Here is a 17,908-nt window from a genome sequence, read left to right on the forward strand (position 1 = left end):
GTAAATATAACTTAAATTAGTAACTCATTATTTTAACTAAATATTATATATACCATGAACTTCTTTTTTATTCCCATTATTATCTTCGGATTAATTGTATTAATATCCTCATTCTTTATTGTAAAACAGCAAACCGCAGCTATTATTGAACGCTTTGGTCGTTTCCAGAGCATTCGTCATTCTGGGCTTCAATTAAAAATTCCTTTAGTAGATAGAATAGCTGGTAAACTAAGCTTAAAAATTCAACAATTAGATGTTATTATAGAAACAAAAACACTTGATGATGTGTTTGTAAGATTAAAAGTATCTGTACAATACAAAGTTATTAGAGAAAAAGTATATGATGCATTTTATAAATTAGATTATCCGCATGATCAAATAACATCTTATGTGTTTGATGTGGTACGCGCAGAAGTACCAAAAATGAAATTAGATGACGTATTTGTTAAAAAAGACGACATAGCTATTGCTGTAAAAGCAGAATTAAATGATGCCATGTTAGACTATGGTTATGATATTATAAAAACCCTTGTAACAGATATAGACCCTGATGCACAAGTTAAAGAAGCAATGAATAGAATTAATGCTTCAGAACGCGAAAAAATTGCAGCCCAATTTGAAGGTGACGCACAACGTATTTTAATTGTTGAAAAAGCAAAAGCCGAAGCAGAAAGTAAGCGTTTACAAGGGCAAGGTATTGCAGATCAAAGGCGAGAAATTGCACGTGGTTTAGAAGAATCTGTAGAAGTGCTAAACAGAGTTGGCATTAATAGTCAGGAAGCCTCAGCTTTAATTGTTGTTACACAACATTATGACACCCTACAATCTATTGGTGAAGAAACTAATAGTAATTTAATACTATTACCTAACTCACCTCAAGCGGGAAGTGATATGCTAAATAACATGGTGGCTAGTTTTACAGCTAGTAATCAAATTGGTGAAGCCATGAAAAAAGCTGAAAAAAACAAAAATAAAGACAATGAATAAATTTTATAACAAACTAAATAAAGCACCATTAACTTTTCAGTTTTAAAAGCAAAAAAGCCCCTTAAAAAAGGGGCTTTTTAATAAATCTAAACACTACTTAAAATAATATCCTTATGGGTTTTAAATCGTTTTTTTTGGTCTGTAATTTTTATAAGCAGGTCCTTTTAGTTTAGAACGCTCTGTACCCACATTTATAGGATTATACGATTTTTTACTATTATCTTCCCAAACTTTTTGATTTTTGTACTCTGGTCCTGTTAACTTTTCTTCTTGTTTAACAGAATAAACTTCTGTAGGTTTAGCATCATAAAGCCAAGGTTTATAATTTTTGTATGCTGGTCCTTTAAAATCATTCCTTTTTTGGGCATATACACTAAAAGAAACTATTATAGCTAAAGAAGTAAATACCAATTTTTTCATATCAATTCTGTTTTTTAATTTTTTATAAAATTAAAGACAGATCAATACGTTTACATATACTTGAAATTACCTAAAATACATCCGTATAAATACGGAGTTTTTGTTAAATAAGATTAATTTCTGAAGCCTTCTTAATAAGTTCGGCAGTATTTTTTACTTCTAATTTTTTTATAACATTAGCACGATGGGTTTCTATAGTTCTTGTACTTACAAATAGTTTTGTAGCTATTTCTTTGGTTGTAAGTCCTTCTGATATTAAGCCTAAAACCTCTTTTTCTTTTTTAGATAAAATGTTTTCGCTAATAGTTTGTTCTGACATGTAGTTTATCATTTTTTCAGAAATCTTAGGGCCAAAATATTTTTTACCCAAACTAACCATTCTTATAGCTTTTATAAGCTCTTCTTGATCTGTATTTTTAAGCAAATAACTATATGCTCCTTTTTTAGCGCATTTGGCTATATAATTACCTTCATCATGCATAGAAATAATAATAGGCTTTATTGCTAATTTTAAGCTTTTTAATTGTTTTAATACTTGAAAACCATCCATTTTTGGCATTGTAATGTCTAGTAGAACAATATCTGTGTTTGGATGCTTTTTTAATTGAGAAAACAAAGCTTCGCCATTGCTTACTAAGGCTACTATATTAACATCTTTGTACTTTTTTAGAAGTTCTTTTAGCCCGTTTCTAAAGAGCTCGTGGTCATCAGCAATTATAAGTTTAATAGTCTTCATTATCTATTGGGAATTCAATTTCAAAGGTTGTGTTATTTGGTTTTGAATGTATTTTAATTTCGCCTTTACAAATTTCTACACGCTCTTTAATATTTGTAATTCCAGAGCCCAGTGTAACTGTTTTTATATTAAAACCTTGTCCATCATCAAAATAAAAAAGCGAGATAAAATCTTCAAATTCTGATAGGGTTATTTTAATATTTTTTGCCTTTGCGTGTTTTAGTGTATTATTAATTAATTCTTGGGTTATTCTAAAAATATTTATTTGCTGGTTTTTGTTAATATTACTTTTTGTTCCTCTGGTAATATCTTCAAAAGAGATATTAATATTTGTTGTGTTTTTAATGCTTTCAATAAAATTTAAAATGGCGGTTCCTACACCAAAATCATCTATACTGGTTGGCATTAATGCATTTGACATTAAGCGTATTTCTGAAATAGTATTGTCTATTATGGTTTTCATTTCGGTACGTTGCGTTTTACTTTCAATTTTATTATCAACATAAAATTTTAATGATGTTAACAGCGGACCTAAACCATCATGAAGTTCTCTTGCTAGCCTTCTTCTTTCATTTTCTAAACCATCAACTAATTGACGTTTAGTGCTTAGCCTGTGTTTGTTTTCATTATTTCTAAATTCTATAAGCTTATCTCTCATTTTTATTAAGCTTTTTCCTAAAGAATCATTATTACTTCTTGGGGTGTAATTAGAGCTTAAATTCATTTCCCCTATTTCTTTTGAGAATGTTACTGCTCCTTGTAACGATTTTTTTAAATCGTCTAGAGCTATAAACATTTCCTTTATTTCATTAGAATTTTTAGAATAGTTATTAGTACCGCTATAATTACCATCAACCATTTCTTTAAGGCTATTTTTCATGTTTAAAATAGGGTTGGCAATTATTTTTGTTAGAAATAAAGACAGTAAAACAGCAATAAAAATTATTAAAAACATTACTAAAAAAAGTCTTTTTTGTAGACTTTTTATTGGTGCTTCTACTTCTTCTTTATCAATTTCAGAAAGTATAACTAGGTTTAGATTTGGTATATTAATAGGACCGTAAACTCCGTAAACATCAATACCTCTATAGTCTTTATACAAACCTTTACCGCTTTTACCTGTTAATGCATTTTTTACACCGTTTGTTTTTACAACTATGCTGTATGGTAAAGAATCTTTAAGAAATCTTGATTGAGACCGCATTTTATAATCTTCTCCTACTAAATAAGATTCTCCGGTATCTCCCATTCCTGTTCGCTCTAAAAGAATACTGGTTATTTTTTTATAAGGTATGTATTTAATTTTATCATTGTTTTTATCTACCAATGCAATTGTAAGTTGATTATCTTCATTGTACTTGGTAAAATCATAAATACCAGATTGTAAGTTGTTAGGAATTTTAATACTTAAACTATCCTTACTATTATTTGTTGAGTTAATAAAGTTATCCCATTCTGATTGAATTAACTTTTCTACTTGATTTTGTTTTAAAGTTTTTATAGAATTTAATTGAAGTAGAATTCTATCTTTTAATTCCTTTGAAAATTGATTATAGAATGTTATTGATAGTGTAATAACTACCAAAAAAACGAGACCGTTTATTATAATTAATATGAGAGATTTTAAGCTAATTTAGTTAGAATTTTAATAACAAAATTAATGAAATATTTAAATTCTTTTGTTAAACGGATGCCGTTGTTCCCACGTTCTTATAGGGTTCATGTACTTAACAATACATTTTAAAACCGTATTTGCAATAAAGCTATTTGTGTGTTTTAAATACACATGCATAGTGTGTGGTTTAGCGCCTATAGAGCTTTTTATTTCCATAGCAGTTCTTGCATAAACTATGGTTTTAAAACCATTATCTATACCAAAACAAGCCATATTAAAAAGCATATTTAAGTATAATTGGTATTTGCGCTGTAGTGTTTTATTGTATCCTAAAAAATAAGTTTCTAAAAATGTATGATTTATTATTAAAGTGTAAAAACCAACCAATTCATTATTTAAAAAATATCCAAAAACTTTAAAATTGTCTTTTAGATTTTTCTTTAAGCTTAAAAAATGATTTTTGTGCAGTTTAAACGAATTTACTCTGGCATTATCTGATACGTTTTCATAAAGTGTAAATAGTTTATCAGAATTAGAACTTATATAATTAAAATCTAATTCTTTACAGCTTAAATTGGCACTTTTTTTTCTTGCTACTTTATAGCGTCTTTTATATTTTTTATTGAAACTATTTATGTAATCTGATGATGTTTTCCATGTGTTTAAAACATGAAACAACATATTGGGTTGCACCTGAATTTTATAAAGATTTTGACTTTTAAAATAAGTGGTGCTATGATGAATTGAATCTTCTTCAAAATAATCTTTAAAAGCAATTATTCTAATTTTTTTATTGAACTTTTCCTTTATTTCTACTGTTAAATATTCAATAGCTTTTTGAATGGTGTTTAAGAAATCATCTTGTGAAATTTTATTTAAATTAATATAAATACCATGTTGCCCTGTATGCATTAAATTACCAATAACCAGGGCGTTTCCTCTTACAAATAAAGACACCAATTGCTTTCCTATTTGTTTTAAAAAAGAATTTGAAACATCTCTAAAAACATCATCTAAATACATTTGCACCCGTTGAATAATAGCAATACCTACTAATTCATTCTGTTTAAAAACACCAACATAATATGAGGTTATATTGTTTGGAGAAGATGCTTCTAAGGCTTTTAAAAAAGAACTTTTTAAAAACACATCATTTACGGGTAAGTTATCCCATATAAGTAGAAGTTGAGACGTGTTTCTATATATTTTATAAGTTACCAAATAGTAAAGAAAAAAGACCGAAGTTAATCCCTTCAGTCTTTATTTGTATTTAAAAAAGTTAATAAATTTTATTTCCAAGCACAAATGATGCCGCCCATAATAGCTAAAGTTACAATCCAATACCCACTATTAATTAAAATGTATTTAGCACTTTTACGTTCAAATAAAGCATTGGTACCAAGAATAGGTAGAGCCACAAAAATACCTGCAATAGCACCATGAAAAGTACCGTGTTTAAAAGTTCTAAACTGGTTAGCATAATCTGCCATAAAAGCTTCATAAGAAGGTTGAACTCCTAATTCTCCTTGAGTTAAACTAAAAGCTCCCATTTGGTGAATAACCATTGGTATAGTTGACATAGCTAGTAAAACAGCAAAAATAAAAGCCATAATAAATATTTTAGCCATATTAGCACCTTGTATTTTCTCTTCGGTCATATCAGCAGCTTTCATCCAAGTTGTTCCAAATACTTTTGGATTATACCAAATAAAGCCTACAACAAGTGCTGAAATTGCAGCAACAAGAATTGCTAAAAAATTCATTTCCATGATAATATTAGTTTTAGTTAGTACTTAAATATAACTAAAAATAGAATACCAAAGTTATATTTACCTTATATCTATAATATTTATAATGCTTTAGCTTCAGTAACTAATATCTCGTTTTTATCTTCTAATGCTTTTGCTATAAAACTATTGATAGCTTCATTTTTTTCTAAACCATTATTTAATAGAACACCTAAGGTAATTGCCGTGGCAATTCTTGTTCCTACCTTTTTAACAGCAGTTGCAAAAAGTGGTTCTAAATCTTCATAACTAACACTATTTGCTAATTCTAAAATTTCTGCTTTAGCCTTTTCTTGTTTTACTTCGGGTAAATTGGTATACTTTTTACCCAATTGTTTAATTACATCAATAGGCTTACGTTGTGGTTGTTGCTGTTTAGGTTTTGGTTGATTTTGGTTATTTGTTTCTGGTTTCTTTTTAGCCCAAGTATCTCTTAATCCAACTGTTTTATTAAATACTAATTTATCAGTAGTGGTATCATCATCTACATTAAAATATCCTAAGCGTTGAAATTGAAACCTGTCTCCTACTTTTGCTTCTAGCAAACTAGGTTCTGTATATGCTTCAATTATTTTTAATGAATTAGGATTAATAAATTCCATAAAATCTTTGTCTTGGTGAGCATCTGGAGCTTCATCCATAAATAAACGATCGTATTCTCTAACCTCTGCTTTTATAGCATGTTGTATAGACACCCAATGTAGCGTTCCTTTTACCTTTTTTGCAGTATCTGTAGAATATGTACAGTGTATTTCTGTAATAGTACCTTTAGAATCTTTAACAACACGTTCTGCTTTAATTATGTAGGCATTTTTTAAACGTACCTCACCTCCTAGTTTTAATCTAAAAAATTTATTTCCTGCTACTTCTTTAAAATCTTCTCTTTCAATATAAAGTTCTCTTGAAAAAGGTACTTTTCTATACCCTGCAGTTTCATCTTCTGGGTTATTTTCAGCATCAAACCACTCTACTTTGTCTTCAGGATAGTTGGTAATAACTAATTTAACAGGATCTAAAACAGCCATTACTCTTGGCGCTGTTTTGTTTAAATCTTCGCGAATACAAAACTCTAAAAGCGATACATCTATAACATTATCTCGTTTAGCAACTCCAACAGTTTCTACAAACTTTCTTAATGCATTAGGGGTATAACCTCTTCTGCGTAAACCAGAAATAGTTGGCATTCTGGGGTCATCCCATCCATTTACAACACCTTCATTTACCAATTGTAGTAACTTACGTTTACTCATTATGGTATAACTTAAGTTTAAACGGGCAAATTCTCGTTGTTTTGGTGGTAATGGTAAAGTGTCTGAACTATACTTATGAACAATATCTCTAAACCAATTATAGAGTTTTCTGTGTGGTTTAAATTCTAATGAGCATAATGAGTGTGATACTTGTTCTATATAATCGCTTTCGCCATGCGTCCAATCATACATAGGGTAAATACACCACTTATCACCTGTTCTATGATGGTGTGCATACATAATGCGATACATAATTGGGTCTCGCATAAGCATATTGGGGTCTTCCATATCTATTTTGGCACGCAAAACATGGGTTCCTGCCGGAAATTCGCCATTTTTCATGCGTGTAAATAAATCTAGATTTTCTTCAACACTTCTATTTCTATAAGGACTATTGGTTCCTACTTGCGTTGGAGTTCCTTTTTGTACTGCCATTTCTTCGCTTGTTTGCGAATCTACATAGGCCTTACCATCTTTTATCATTAAAACAGCCCAATCATATAACTGTTGAAAATAATCTGAAGAATATAATTCTTTATCCCATTTATAACCCAACCAAGCTACATCTCTCTTAATAGCATCAACATATTCTTGTTCTTCTTTAGAAGGGTTTGTATCATCAAACCTAAGATTTACTGGGGCATTGTATTTTTCGCCTAAACCAAAACTAATACCTATAGCTTTGGTATGACCAATGTGTAAATACCCATTAGGTTCTGGCGGAAACCTAAAACGTAATTGGCTTTTCGGCATCCCATTTGCTAAATCTTCTTCTATAATTTGCTCAATAAAATTGAGTGATTTTTTTTCTTCAGACATTTTCTTTTGTTTTTCAACTAAACAAGCACCAAAATTACGGAAAATCAACTTATTTTCGCTTATTAAGTTTTTTGATTATATCTAATATAAAATGGGAATTATAAAAGTTGAAAATATAAAGGTTTACGCTTACCATGGTTGTTTAAATGAAGAAACAAAAATAGGAAGCGATTATAGAGTAGATTTAGAAGTAAAAGCCAATTTACAAACATCTGCTAAAACAGATGATTTAAAAGATACTGTTGATTATGTTTTTTTAAACAGAATTATAAAGGAGGAAATGAGTAAACCCTCTAAACTACTTGAAACAGTAGCTAAACGTATTTTAAATAGAATCTTTTCTGAAGATAAATTAGTAAAAAAAGCAACGGTTTGGGTTAGCAAAATTAACCCTCCAATTGGTGGCGATGTTAATTTTGTAACGATAAAAATGACTGATAAGCGTAAAAAATAATTTTTAGTAAGGAAAAATCACAATTTTTTATACATTTGCACCGAGTTCTTGAAACATAATTAAGAGAACGTTTTACAAATTTTACAATAAATGGCGTTGTGGCCGAGGGGCTTAGGCACAGGTCTGCAAAACCTGCTACAGCGGTTCGAATCCGCTCGACGCCTCTACAAAGCTTCCAATTAATTTGGGAGCTTTTTTTATAATTAAAACCAACCTTATGAAAAAATTTTACTCTTTAATTTTATTCTCTTTTCTATCATTAAATGCCATAGCTATGCAAATTTTTGTTAAAGATGAATCTGGCAAAATAATTACAATAGATGTTGAAGCTAATGATACTATTGATAATGTAAAATCTAAAATTGAAGATAAAGAAGGTATTGCTGTTAATAGTCAAATTTTAATTTTTAATGGTAATGAACTTGAAAATGCCAGAACTTTAGCAGATTATAACATACAAAAAGAAAGTACACTACTATTACAAGTTTCTACTTTAAATATTAGTGAGCATAAAGCTGTAAACTTAAAAGTGTATCCAAACCCTACCCAAAATTATTTATATATTTCTGGATTATCTCAAAATCAAAACTATAAAATATATAATTTAATTGGACAGGAAATTAACAAAGGTGTAGTTTACAAACATGGAAACATTGATATATCAAACTTTCCTAATGGATTATATCTTTTAAAACTAGAGAATAGCTTTCTAATAAAAATTATAAAAGAATAAAACTACTATTGGTTTTATTAACAGATTATATTTTAGTATTTAATTAATAGGACTAATACGTTCTAGTTTTTCTTTATTTTTTTCATAGGTTTCTGGAAACAATCCTTGAAATAATAACAAAATACCAAATCCTAATATTACTAAAGCAACTATTTTTTTTGTTTTAAAAATTAAACGTGGTGTTAATCTTTTTTTTATTCTTTTAGCTACTATAATTTTTACCAAATCAACCAATAAATAAGTAAGTAAAATAGTTCCTAAAAAAACTAAAACACCATGTTTTGATGTTGTTAAAGTGTTAGCTAAGGCTATAAATACAACCCAACCAATAAGTACACCTATATTTATAAAATTTAGTAGAAACCCTTTTATAAATAATTTTCCATAACCTTTTTTAAATTCTACAGCATGATATTCTCTAACAATGTCTCTGAATGATTTTGATGTTTTTATAAAAGAAATAATACCGTAAACTATTAATAAAACACCACCAAAAATTAAAAAATTAGGGTCGTCTTTTACCCTTTCTAAAAGCTTATTGGTACTAAAAAAAGCTACCATTATAAAAATGATATCGGCTAAAATAACACCTAAATCAAAAATTAAAGCACTTCTAAATCCTTTGGTAGCACCTGTTTCTAACAGAACAAAAAATACAGGGCCAATGGTAAAGGCTAGTACAATTCCGAAAGGAATAGCTGTTAAAATATCATCAAACATAACTTTTAGGAAGCTTTACACAAAGTAAAGAAATATTTAATGATTATTCTTATGGTTTTGTAATGATATTAAACAAAAAAACCACTAAGTTTAGTGGTCTTTTTATAAATTATCTTGATAAGAGACACTCTACATTCGTTTTACTCTACCTCCAAGAACTCTATCTTCATTAATAGTTTTAGGATTGCCATAAATATAAACATCACCTCCAGCTCTTATTTTTACATCAACTAAATCTGTTGCGTTTACATGAGCTTCTCCAGCAGCTTTAATAGCTACTTCTGTTTTATCGGTTTTAAGTTCTGCTCCTTTATAAATACCTCCTGTTAATAAGGAAACATCTTGACTTTTAGCTTTACCTGTAACTTTTACAACACCTCCTGTAACAGCTTTTATATTAGCATAAGTAACATCTAATTTTACTTCTATATTAGCGCCTTCTTGAGTTTTTAAATCTATTTCAAATTGCTTTATTTTATCATCTGAATATACATTAGCGCCTTCATTTACATCAATAATATCTACATGAGAATAGTAAAGTTTTACTTTAGTATCATTACCATTAAAAATTTCTTTTAACTTCATTTTAATTTTTAAGGTTCCGTTCTTGTTGTTTAGTATAACGTTTTGGGTATTCTTACCCGTAATAACTACCTTATTTTGTTTGGATTTTATGAGTTCTACATTAATTAAATCATATACTTTTAATTCACTAAATTCTCCTATTTCTTTCTCAACTGTATTTTGTGCTATAACTAAGGTTGATACTAAAAAAGCGCATATTACTAATATCCTTTTCATGGTTTACTTTTTATATATTGTTATTTTAACGCAAAATTATCAAGAATTATACCGTTATAAATTAACATTAAGAAAACTTTTTAATTAAATAGCTACTTTAACAGCTGTTCCAGTTATGGAAACTACTATATGAGATGAATTTACTAAAGGTTCTATGTCTACTTTTATGCCAACTACAGCATTAGCTTTAAGTTGTTGGGCATTTTCTTTTAATTTTTGAAAAGCTTCTTCTTTTATAGTTTCTAAACCTTCGGCATAAACTTTATAATATTTAGATACATTAAACATATCTTTAAAAGATAGTTTTTTTCCTTTATGGTTATAACTATTATTATAAGCTATACCACTTACTATCCCTAAATAATCTACTATTTTATGGTCTTCTATATATTGTGTTGTTGTTAATATCATAATAACATTCTGTTTAAAGTATTAGTAAATATTTAAACAAATTTGTTACAATACATCTTCTGGTTTTCCTATTAAATTAAAGTCTAAATGCTTTTTAACTAAATCTGTATTTTTAACTTTTACAACTACTTCATCTCCTAATTGATAAGTGTTTTTTGTGTTTCTTCCTACTATAGCAAACTGACTTTCATCAAATACATAATGATCATCTGTAATATCTCTTAAACTAACCATTCCTTCGCATTTATTTGAAATTATTTCAACATAAATTCCCCAGTCTGTTACTCCAGAAATAACACCTACAAATTCTTGATTTTTATGATCTTCCATAAAACGAATTTGCATATACTTTATAGAGTCTCTTTCGGCTTTAGTTGCTAAATATTCCATGTTACTAGAGTGCTGGCATTTTTCTTCGTAAGCCTCTTCACTTACAGATTTTCCACCATCTAAATAATGTTGTAATAATCTATGAGCCATAACATCGGGGTAACGACGAATAGGAGAAGTGAAATGCGAGTAATAATCAAATGCTAAACCGTAATGCCCTATATTATGGGTAGTGTATTCTGCTTTACTCATACTGCGTATGGTTAGCGTATCTACTAAATTTTGTTCTTTTTTTCCAACTACTTCTGTAAGAAGATTATTTAATGAAGCGGTTGTAGATTTTCTGTCTTTAAAATTAAGTTTATAACCAAATCTGCCAACAATATTTTGTAAAGCCGCTAATTTACTATCGTCTGGTTCATCATGAACACGATATACGAAGGTTTTTTTAGGATTTTGTTTACCTATAAATTCGGCTACTTTTTTATTAGCCAACAGCATGAATTCTTCTATAAGCTTATTAGCATCTTTACTGGTTTTAAAGTATACGCCTTCAGGATTATTGTCTTCATCTAAATTAAATTTTACTTCTACTTTATCAAAAGAAATTGCCCCATTTTTCATGCGTTTATTACGCATTATTTTTGCTAATTCATTTAATTTTAAAATAGCATTGGCTAGCTTTTCATCGGTTTTATAAGTTTTTCCTGTTAATGAAACATCTGCAGGAATTTCATTGGTTTTAGACTCTATAATGGCTTGTGCTTCTTCGTAAGCAAAACGTGCATCGCTATAGGTTACTGTTCTTCCAAACCATTGGTGTTTTACTTCGGCTTTATCATTTATTTTAAATACGGCTGAAAAGGTGTATTTTTCTTCATGCGGACGTAACGAACATGCATTATTAGATAACACTTCTGGTAACATTGGTACTACTCTATCTACTAAATATACTGATGTTGCCCGGTTATAAGCTTCATCATCTAAAACAGTACCTTCTTTTACATAATGTGATACATCGGCAATGTGAATACCTATTTCATACAATCCGTTTTCTAAAACTTTAAAAGATAAGGCATCATCAAAATCTTTAGCATCTTTTGGATCTATAGTAAAGGTAAGATCTTGACGCATATCTCTACGTTTGGCAATTTCATCTTTGGTAATAGAGGTATCAATTTTATTAGCATAATCTTCTACTTCATAAGGAAATTCAAAAGGTAAGCCATATTCTGAAAGAATAGCATGAATTTCTGTATTGTGTTCTCCTGGTTTACCTAATATTTTAACTACTTTACCATAAGGAGAATCTGCTTTTTCTGGCCAATCTTCTAGTTTAACTAAAACTTTATCGCCATCTTCAGCTTTAAATGTTTTGTTAATAGGTATAAAAATATCTTTATACATTTTATTACTGTCTGGTATAACAAATGCATATTTATCGTGTAGTTGAATAACGCCTACATATTCACTTTTAGCGCGTTTAATAATTTGTGTTATTTCACCTTCTAACTTACCACGTTTTCTACGTTTATAAACATAAAATTCTACTTCATCACCATTTAAAGCTTTGTTAATATTATTAGAAGCTACATATACATCATCATCAAACGCCTCACTAATAATATACCCAGATCCTTTTGCAGATAAATCTAAAATACCAGTATGGTATTCTGCAGTTACTACGGCTTTAAATTTACCTCTATCTACTTGTTCTATTTCTTGTTTAGCTGCTAATTTAGCAAGCGTTTTTATAATTTGGTTACGGCTACTAGCATCATTAACACCAAGTTTAGCTGCAATTTGTTTATAGTTAAAACTTTGATTTCTTTCTTTTTTTAAAATACTAAGAATAGTATTTGTAAGGTTGGAAATTCCTTTTTTTCTGGATTTTCCTTTTCGTTTTCTTGTCATTTAATGTAATCTATTGAATTTCTAAAGTTAATTGAAATTCTGTTATTCATAGCGTTGTGTAGTGGAGAAATTGCGCTATTTGTTTTGGCAAAGTTACAACATTTTAATTAAAGCTATGTTTCCTTAAGTTTAATTCATAAAAAAGCTTGTAACAACTTAGGTTTATTACAAGCTTTTTATTTAAATTAAAAAGACTCACAACCAATGTGAGTCTTTAATATTTTAAGTTTATAAAATATTAGTAAACTTTTTAATTTTTAATAAATTTAAAAGAACTTCTATCTTCTAATTCTATAAAGTACAATCCTTTTGTTAATTCTTTAATATTAATTTCTTTATCTTGACTAAGAGTTCCACTTATTACTTCTGAACCTAATGTATTATAAATTTTATAATTCTGTGATTCTGTGATTCCTGAAATTTGTATAAAATTAGTTGAAGGATTTGGATAAACATATTTATTAATATTATTTACTTTAACAACATCTGTAGATAAAGTACTTACATTAATACTTGCAGTAAAAATAACAGCATCAAATCCATGGGCCGTTGATGTTCTCCAGTTAAATTCATATTCGGCTTCTGTACTTGGATTTACAATTAAATTTGGTATTATAACTTCTATTGTAGACCCAGCTGGTATTGCTATAGTTTCAGTGCCAATATAAATACCAAAACCAAAATAAGAAACAATTCTATAAAAATCACTGTTATCTTGAACTACACCATCAATTTTTATAATAGCATCAGTAATATTATTAGGAGAATCAACTGAAGTAAAACTTGGAAAACCACTTGGTGTAGAAGATATAACAAAAATATCTGTTAATACTCCCTGATTAGCACCAGCTTCAGATAAAGAACCATAACCTAATGCTCTATCAGTTGTAAAGGTAAATGTATATGTTGCAGTAGCATTAGGGGTATGATCATCAACAGTAACTGTTTGGGCGTGTATTTTACTAATTGATAAAATTGATAAAATTGATAAAAAGTAAATTTTTTTCATGTGTAAAGAATTAGGATTAAATTATTTGTAATATTTTTTTATAAATAAATATCGATTAAAAACATTATTTATCGTTCAAATGTAATTTAATTATATTAGGATGAAGGGTTTTTTTATTTTTATTTTAAATTTTAACATTTTAATAAAACATAGCTAAGTTTAATGTTAATAATCAAAATAAAAAGATTATAATTTATAGACTAATATTTACTGTAGGTTACAATAAGTAAAATTCAACTTATCCACATTATATATTATATATATCTTTTTCTTTTAAAAATTTAAAAAAATAATAATGGTTATTATAGTGTGTTAATAACTGGTATAACTTTTTTAAAGTTTATTTTGATAAGTTATTTATATAAGTTTATTGATAAGAAATAAACAACCTCTTACTTTGTTAAGTAATTAGAAATTAAGTTATTTTAAATTTCTATTAACAATTGTTTATAACTAAAATTAACAGTATTTTTTAATAAAATTATTACTTAACATTGGTTATTAACATACTTTTTAGTGCTAATAACTTAACTAAAAATTTACATTAACTAATTTGGATGTTAACTAAACATTATGGATTGTAAAATAAGTTGAATTTTGCAAGTTTATTTTTTAGAAAGTAATGAACAGTTATTAACAAGTAATTAATAACACCGTTCACAATATTTTTAATTAGTACTTTTGTTAAAAGAAAAATAAACAAATTAAATTATGACTATTTCTATAGGAAACGACCATGCTGGTACAGATTATAAATTTGCTATTGTAAAATACCTTAAAGATAAAGGATATACAGTTATAAATCATGGTACAGATACTAGTGATAGTGTAGATTATGCAGATTTTGTGCATCCGGTAGCAGAAGATGTTGAAAATAACAAATCTACCTACGGTATTTTAATTTGCGGTAGTGCCAATGGTGTTGCTATGACTGCTAATAAACATCAAAAAATACGTGCTGGTTTATGTTGGAATAATGAAATAGTAGAGCTTATCCGCCAGCATAATAATGCAAATATTTTATGTATTCCTGCTAGGTTTACTGCTATTCCGCAGGCAGTTAAAATGGTTGAAACATTTTTAAATACAGATTTTGAAGGTGGTCGTCATCAAAAAAGAATAGATAAAATACCGTTATCTTGTTAAATGAGTCATTCTCACACTCATAATCACGCTCATTCTCATACCGATTTAAAGGGTAGAAATCTTTTTATATCTATCTTTTTAAATATACTAATTACAGCATCTCAAATTATTGGAGGTTTAGTATCTGGAAGTTTAGCATTATTAAGTGATGCTTTACATAATTTTTCTGATGTACTGTCTTTATTGGTTAGTTATATTGCTAACAGACTTACTAAAAAGAAAGCTTCAGCATACAGAACTTTTGGTTATAAACGCGCCGAAATTTTAGCAGCTTTTATTAATGCAGCTACATTAGTTATAGTAGCAGTTTTATTAATTATTGAAGCAATTAAAAGGTTTCAAAATCCACAAGAAATAGAATCTAACCTTGTTATTTGGTTATCACTTTTAGGTATTGTAGCTAATGGTTTAAGCGTAATATTATTAAAAAAAGACTCTGATGTTAATATGAATATACGCAGTGCTTATATACATTTATTAACAGATATGATGGCAAGTGTTGCGGTATTAATAGGAGGTTTGTTAATGAAGTTTTATCAAATTTATTGGGTAGATAGTATTTTAACTTTAGTTATAGCTATTTATTTAATTTTTATGGGATTAGATTTATTAAAAGAATCTACTAAAGTACTTATGTTATTTACACCAGATGATATTCCTGTAAAAAAAATTGTTGATGAAATAAATGCTTTTAAAAGTATTAAAAATGTGCATCATGTACATATATGGCAATTAAATGAAGAAGAAATACATTTAGAAGCGCATATAGATTTTAATAAAGATATAACTTTATCTGAGTTTGATTATATATTACAAGATATTGAAACATTGGTGTTTAAAAAGTATCAAATAAATCATGTAAATATTCAACCAGAATTTGGTAAAGATGATGCTAAAGATGTTATTGTACAAGATTAAAAAATGCTAGAAATAAAAACTAAAACATTTTTACAACTTACTACCCAAGAATTATATAGTTTACTTCAATTACGTAGTGAGGTGTTTGTTGTAGAACAAGATTGTGTATATCAAGATATTGATGGTAAAGACCAAAAAGCACTACATATTTTAGGATATCATAATAATGTTTTAGTTGCTTATACACGTATTTTTAAACCAGGTGATTATTTTGATAAAGCTAGTATTGGTAGGGTAGTGGTAGCTAAAAATAAAAGACATTATAACTACGGTAATGATATTATGAAGGCTTCTATAAAAGCTATTAAAATGTATTTTAATGAAAGTACAATTAAAATTTCTGCCCAATGTTATTTAAAAAAATTTTATAATAATTTAAGTTTTAAAGAAATAGGAGAGGAGTATTTAGAAGATAATATACCTCATATTGCTATGATTAAAGATAATTAGCGTTTTAAAGTAAAATGTCCCTTTATAGGAATATCTGCTTCACGGTAAATAACAAACCAATAATCATCTGTATACATTAATTTACCATTAAAAGTTCCGTCCCATTCAAAAGAACTAGGGTGTAACGTTTTTAATAATTTTCCGTGTCTGTTATATATGTAAATTTCTGTAAAAGAATTTGTGTTATCAATTACTTTCCAGGTATCATTTGTACCATCGTTATTTGGTGTAAAATATTTTGGAATAAAATATTCGCCTTCAAAAATGGTTACATAAAAACTGGTTTCATTACTAAAACATACTGTTTCATTGTATATATAAATGGTTTTAGATTCAGAAATAATATCTCCTGCATATAATGCTAAACCATTTGCATCAGGTTCTGTGTAATAATTACCGTTACTTAAAGTTGGTAAGGTGTAATTTGTAAAAGAAGTAACATTATTAAAATCATCAACAGCTACAAAATTATCACATTCATTTTCTGAAGATACATAGTTTAAAAACGTTGCTGGCTCCCAATTAGAGGGAATATTACTAGGATTATCAACAACCACACAACTTAAATTAGTATTACTTTCAAAATAAACATTATTTGTATTGTTATTATTACCATTATTAATATTGAGCAAACACAAATTATTATTAGAACAATTTAAAGTAGTTAAAGATGAATTTTGGCTAAGATCTAATTCTGTTAATTCATTTTCAAAACAAATTAGTGTATTTAATGATGTGTTTAGAGTAAGATTTAAAGTTGATATTTGATTTGAATTACATGAAAGATATGACAAATCTATATTATTACTAACATCTAAATTTGATAATAAATTACCACCACATTCTAACCTATTTAAAGAAGTATTATTACTAATATTTAAACTAGTTAAACTATTAAATCCGCATGTTAGAACATTTAAATTTAGGTTATTACTAACATCTAAATTTGATAAATTATTATTATCACAACGTAGTGATATTAAATTAGGATTTTGACTAACATTTAAGGTAGAAATAGTATTATTAAAACACCATAATATTTGTAAATTAGTATTATTAGTTACATCTAAATTAGTAAGGTTATTAACATCAACAAATAACTGTGTTAAGTTTAAATTATTTGAAATATTAATGTTAGTAAGTTGGTTATTAGTACATTCAAGTATAGATAAGTTAATAAAATCTTCAATACCAGTAAGGTCTAATATGTTTTTAGAACTTACATCTAATTCTGTTATACTAGTAATATTAGCAGTTGGTACATAATCATCTAAAGGAGCCGTATCATAGCCTAAATCTATAAGGGCTTGTTCAAAATTATCATCTGGAATAAATGTATTTTGAGAAGAGCAAGTTATACTTACTATAAATAAGAAAGCGAAAAATAAGAAAGCTTTATTACACATTG

At 27.8% G+C, this 17,908-nt stretch carries 18 protein-coding genes and 1 tRNA gene; 7 read left to right on the plus strand and 12 right to left on the minus strand.

The features are described from left to right. Window positions 1–54 precede the first annotated feature (54 nt). Window positions 55–987, plus strand: a complete 933-nt coding sequence (locus J1D01_RS00565; RefSeq protein ID WP_372936259.1) for an SPFH domain-containing protein — start codon at window positions 55–57, stop codon at window positions 985–987. Window positions 988–1,107: 120 nt separating this feature from the next. Here J1D01_RS00565 and J1D01_RS00570 read toward each other — a convergent pair whose 3' ends face one another. The 6 genes from J1D01_RS00570 to J1D01_RS00595 form a co-directional block, all read right to left on the minus strand. After that, on the minus strand, window positions 1,108–1,407 hold the full coding sequence (locus tag J1D01_RS00570; RefSeq protein WP_372937173.1) for a hypothetical protein: 300 nt from the start codon (window positions 1,405–1,407) through the stop codon (window positions 1,108–1,110). A gap of 103 nt (window positions 1,408–1,510) precedes the next feature. Beyond that, the gene (locus J1D01_RS00575; RefSeq protein ID WP_372937174.1) at window positions 1,511–2,143 is read right to left on the minus strand and encodes a response regulator; all 633 of its coding nucleotides are present in this window, start codon (window positions 2,141–2,143) and stop codon (window positions 1,511–1,513) included. Then, window positions 2,130–3,728: an ATP-binding protein gene (locus J1D01_RS00580; protein WP_372937175.1), complete on the minus strand. Its 1,599-nt coding sequence runs from the start codon at window positions 3,726–3,728 to the stop codon at window positions 2,130–2,132. The genes J1D01_RS00575 and J1D01_RS00580 overlap by 14 nt, the downstream gene beginning before the upstream one ends. 84 nt (window positions 3,729–3,812) lie before the next feature. Continuing rightward, entirely contained in the window at window positions 3,813–4,979 is a 1,167-nt protein-coding gene (locus J1D01_RS00585) for a GNAT family N-acetyltransferase (protein WP_421149499.1), read from the minus strand. Between the two features lie 68 nt (window positions 4,980–5,047). After that, complete coding sequence (locus J1D01_RS00590) at window positions 5,048–5,527, minus strand: DUF1761 domain-containing protein (RefSeq protein WP_421149500.1); 480 nt, start codon at window positions 5,525–5,527, stop codon at window positions 5,048–5,050. Window positions 5,528–5,607: 80 nt separating this feature from the next. Beyond that, window positions 5,608–7,614, minus strand: a complete 2,007-nt coding sequence (locus J1D01_RS00595; protein ID WP_372937178.1) for a glutamine--tRNA ligase/YqeY domain fusion protein — start codon at window positions 7,612–7,614, stop codon at window positions 5,608–5,610. A 91-nt stretch (window positions 7,615–7,705) separates the two neighbouring features. Between J1D01_RS00595 and folB the strand changes: the two genes are divergently transcribed. The 3 genes from folB to J1D01_RS00610 all read left to right on the plus strand — a co-directional run bounded on the left by folB (window position 7,706) and on the right by J1D01_RS00610 (window position 8,801). Beyond that, complete coding sequence (gene folB, locus J1D01_RS00600; protein ID WP_421149501.1) at window positions 7,706–8,068, plus strand: dihydroneopterin aldolase; 363 nt, start codon at window positions 7,706–7,708, stop codon at window positions 8,066–8,068. Window positions 8,069–8,160: 92 nt separating this feature from the next. Beyond that, window positions 8,161–8,232 (plus strand) — tRNA-Cys (locus J1D01_RS00605). 53 nt (window positions 8,233–8,285) lie between these two features. Beyond that, window positions 8,286–8,801 (plus strand): ubiquitin-like protein, encoded by a 516-nt coding sequence (locus J1D01_RS00610; protein WP_421149502.1) that lies wholly within the window; start codon window positions 8,286–8,288, stop codon window positions 8,799–8,801. Window positions 8,802–8,840: 39 nt separating this feature from the next. On the opposite strand, the gene J1D01_RS00615 is transcribed toward J1D01_RS00610, so the two are convergent. From J1D01_RS00615 to J1D01_RS00635, 5 genes are all read right to left on the minus strand, one after another. Next, window positions 8,841–9,521 carry a LysE family translocator gene (locus J1D01_RS00615; RefSeq protein WP_372937181.1) on the minus strand — a complete coding sequence of 227 codons (681 nt, stop codon included), beginning with the start codon at window positions 9,519–9,521 and terminating at the stop codon, window positions 8,841–8,843. 129 nt (window positions 9,522–9,650) lie between these two features. Continuing rightward, the gene (locus J1D01_RS00620; RefSeq protein ID WP_372937182.1) at window positions 9,651–10,322 is read right to left on the minus strand and encodes a head GIN domain-containing protein; all 672 of its coding nucleotides are present in this window, start codon (window positions 10,320–10,322) and stop codon (window positions 9,651–9,653) included. 84 nt (window positions 10,323–10,406) lie between these two features. Further along, the gene (locus J1D01_RS00625; protein ID WP_421149503.1) at window positions 10,407–10,733 is read right to left on the minus strand and encodes a YbjQ family protein; all 327 of its coding nucleotides are present in this window, start codon (window positions 10,731–10,733) and stop codon (window positions 10,407–10,409) included. A 45-nt stretch (window positions 10,734–10,778) separates the two neighbouring features. Continuing rightward, window positions 10,779–12,977, minus strand: a complete 2,199-nt coding sequence (rnr, locus tag J1D01_RS00630) for a ribonuclease R (RefSeq protein WP_421149504.1) — start codon at window positions 12,975–12,977, stop codon at window positions 10,779–10,781. A gap of 250 nt (window positions 12,978–13,227) precedes the next feature. After that, entirely contained in the window at window positions 13,228–13,986 is a 759-nt protein-coding gene (locus tag J1D01_RS00635) for a T9SS type A sorting domain-containing protein (RefSeq protein WP_421149505.1), read from the minus strand. A gap of 711 nt (window positions 13,987–14,697) precedes the next feature. Between J1D01_RS00635 and rpiB the strand changes: the two genes are divergently transcribed. The 3 genes from rpiB to J1D01_RS00650 are packed head-to-tail and all read left to right on the plus strand — an operon-like array spanning window position 14,698 to window position 16,500. Next, on the plus strand, window positions 14,698–15,132 hold the full coding sequence (gene rpiB / locus J1D01_RS00640) for a ribose 5-phosphate isomerase B (RefSeq protein ID WP_372936913.1): 435 nt from the start codon (window positions 14,698–14,700) through the stop codon (window positions 15,130–15,132). Then, window positions 15,133–16,050: a cation diffusion facilitator family transporter gene (locus J1D01_RS00645; RefSeq protein ID WP_421149506.1), complete on the plus strand. Its 918-nt coding sequence runs from the start codon at window positions 15,133–15,135 to the stop codon at window positions 16,048–16,050. A 3-nt stretch (window positions 16,051–16,053) separates the two neighbouring features. Then, complete coding sequence (locus tag J1D01_RS00650; protein ID WP_372936911.1) at window positions 16,054–16,500, plus strand: GNAT family N-acetyltransferase; 447 nt, start codon at window positions 16,054–16,056, stop codon at window positions 16,498–16,500. On the opposite strand, the gene J1D01_RS00655 is transcribed toward J1D01_RS00650, so the two are convergent. Next, the gene (locus J1D01_RS00655; protein WP_421149507.1) at window positions 16,497–17,906 is read right to left on the minus strand and encodes a T9SS type B sorting domain-containing protein; all 1,410 of its coding nucleotides are present in this window, start codon (window positions 17,904–17,906) and stop codon (window positions 16,497–16,499) included. The two genes, J1D01_RS00650 and J1D01_RS00655, sit on opposite strands and share 4 nt — an antisense overlap. Between the last annotated feature and the right edge of the window lie 2 nt (window positions 17,907–17,908).

The organism is Seonamhaeicola sp. NFXS20, assembly GCF_049132085.1.
Taxonomy (GTDB): domain Bacteria; phylum Bacteroidota; class Bacteroidia; order Flavobacteriales; family Flavobacteriaceae; genus Seonamhaeicola.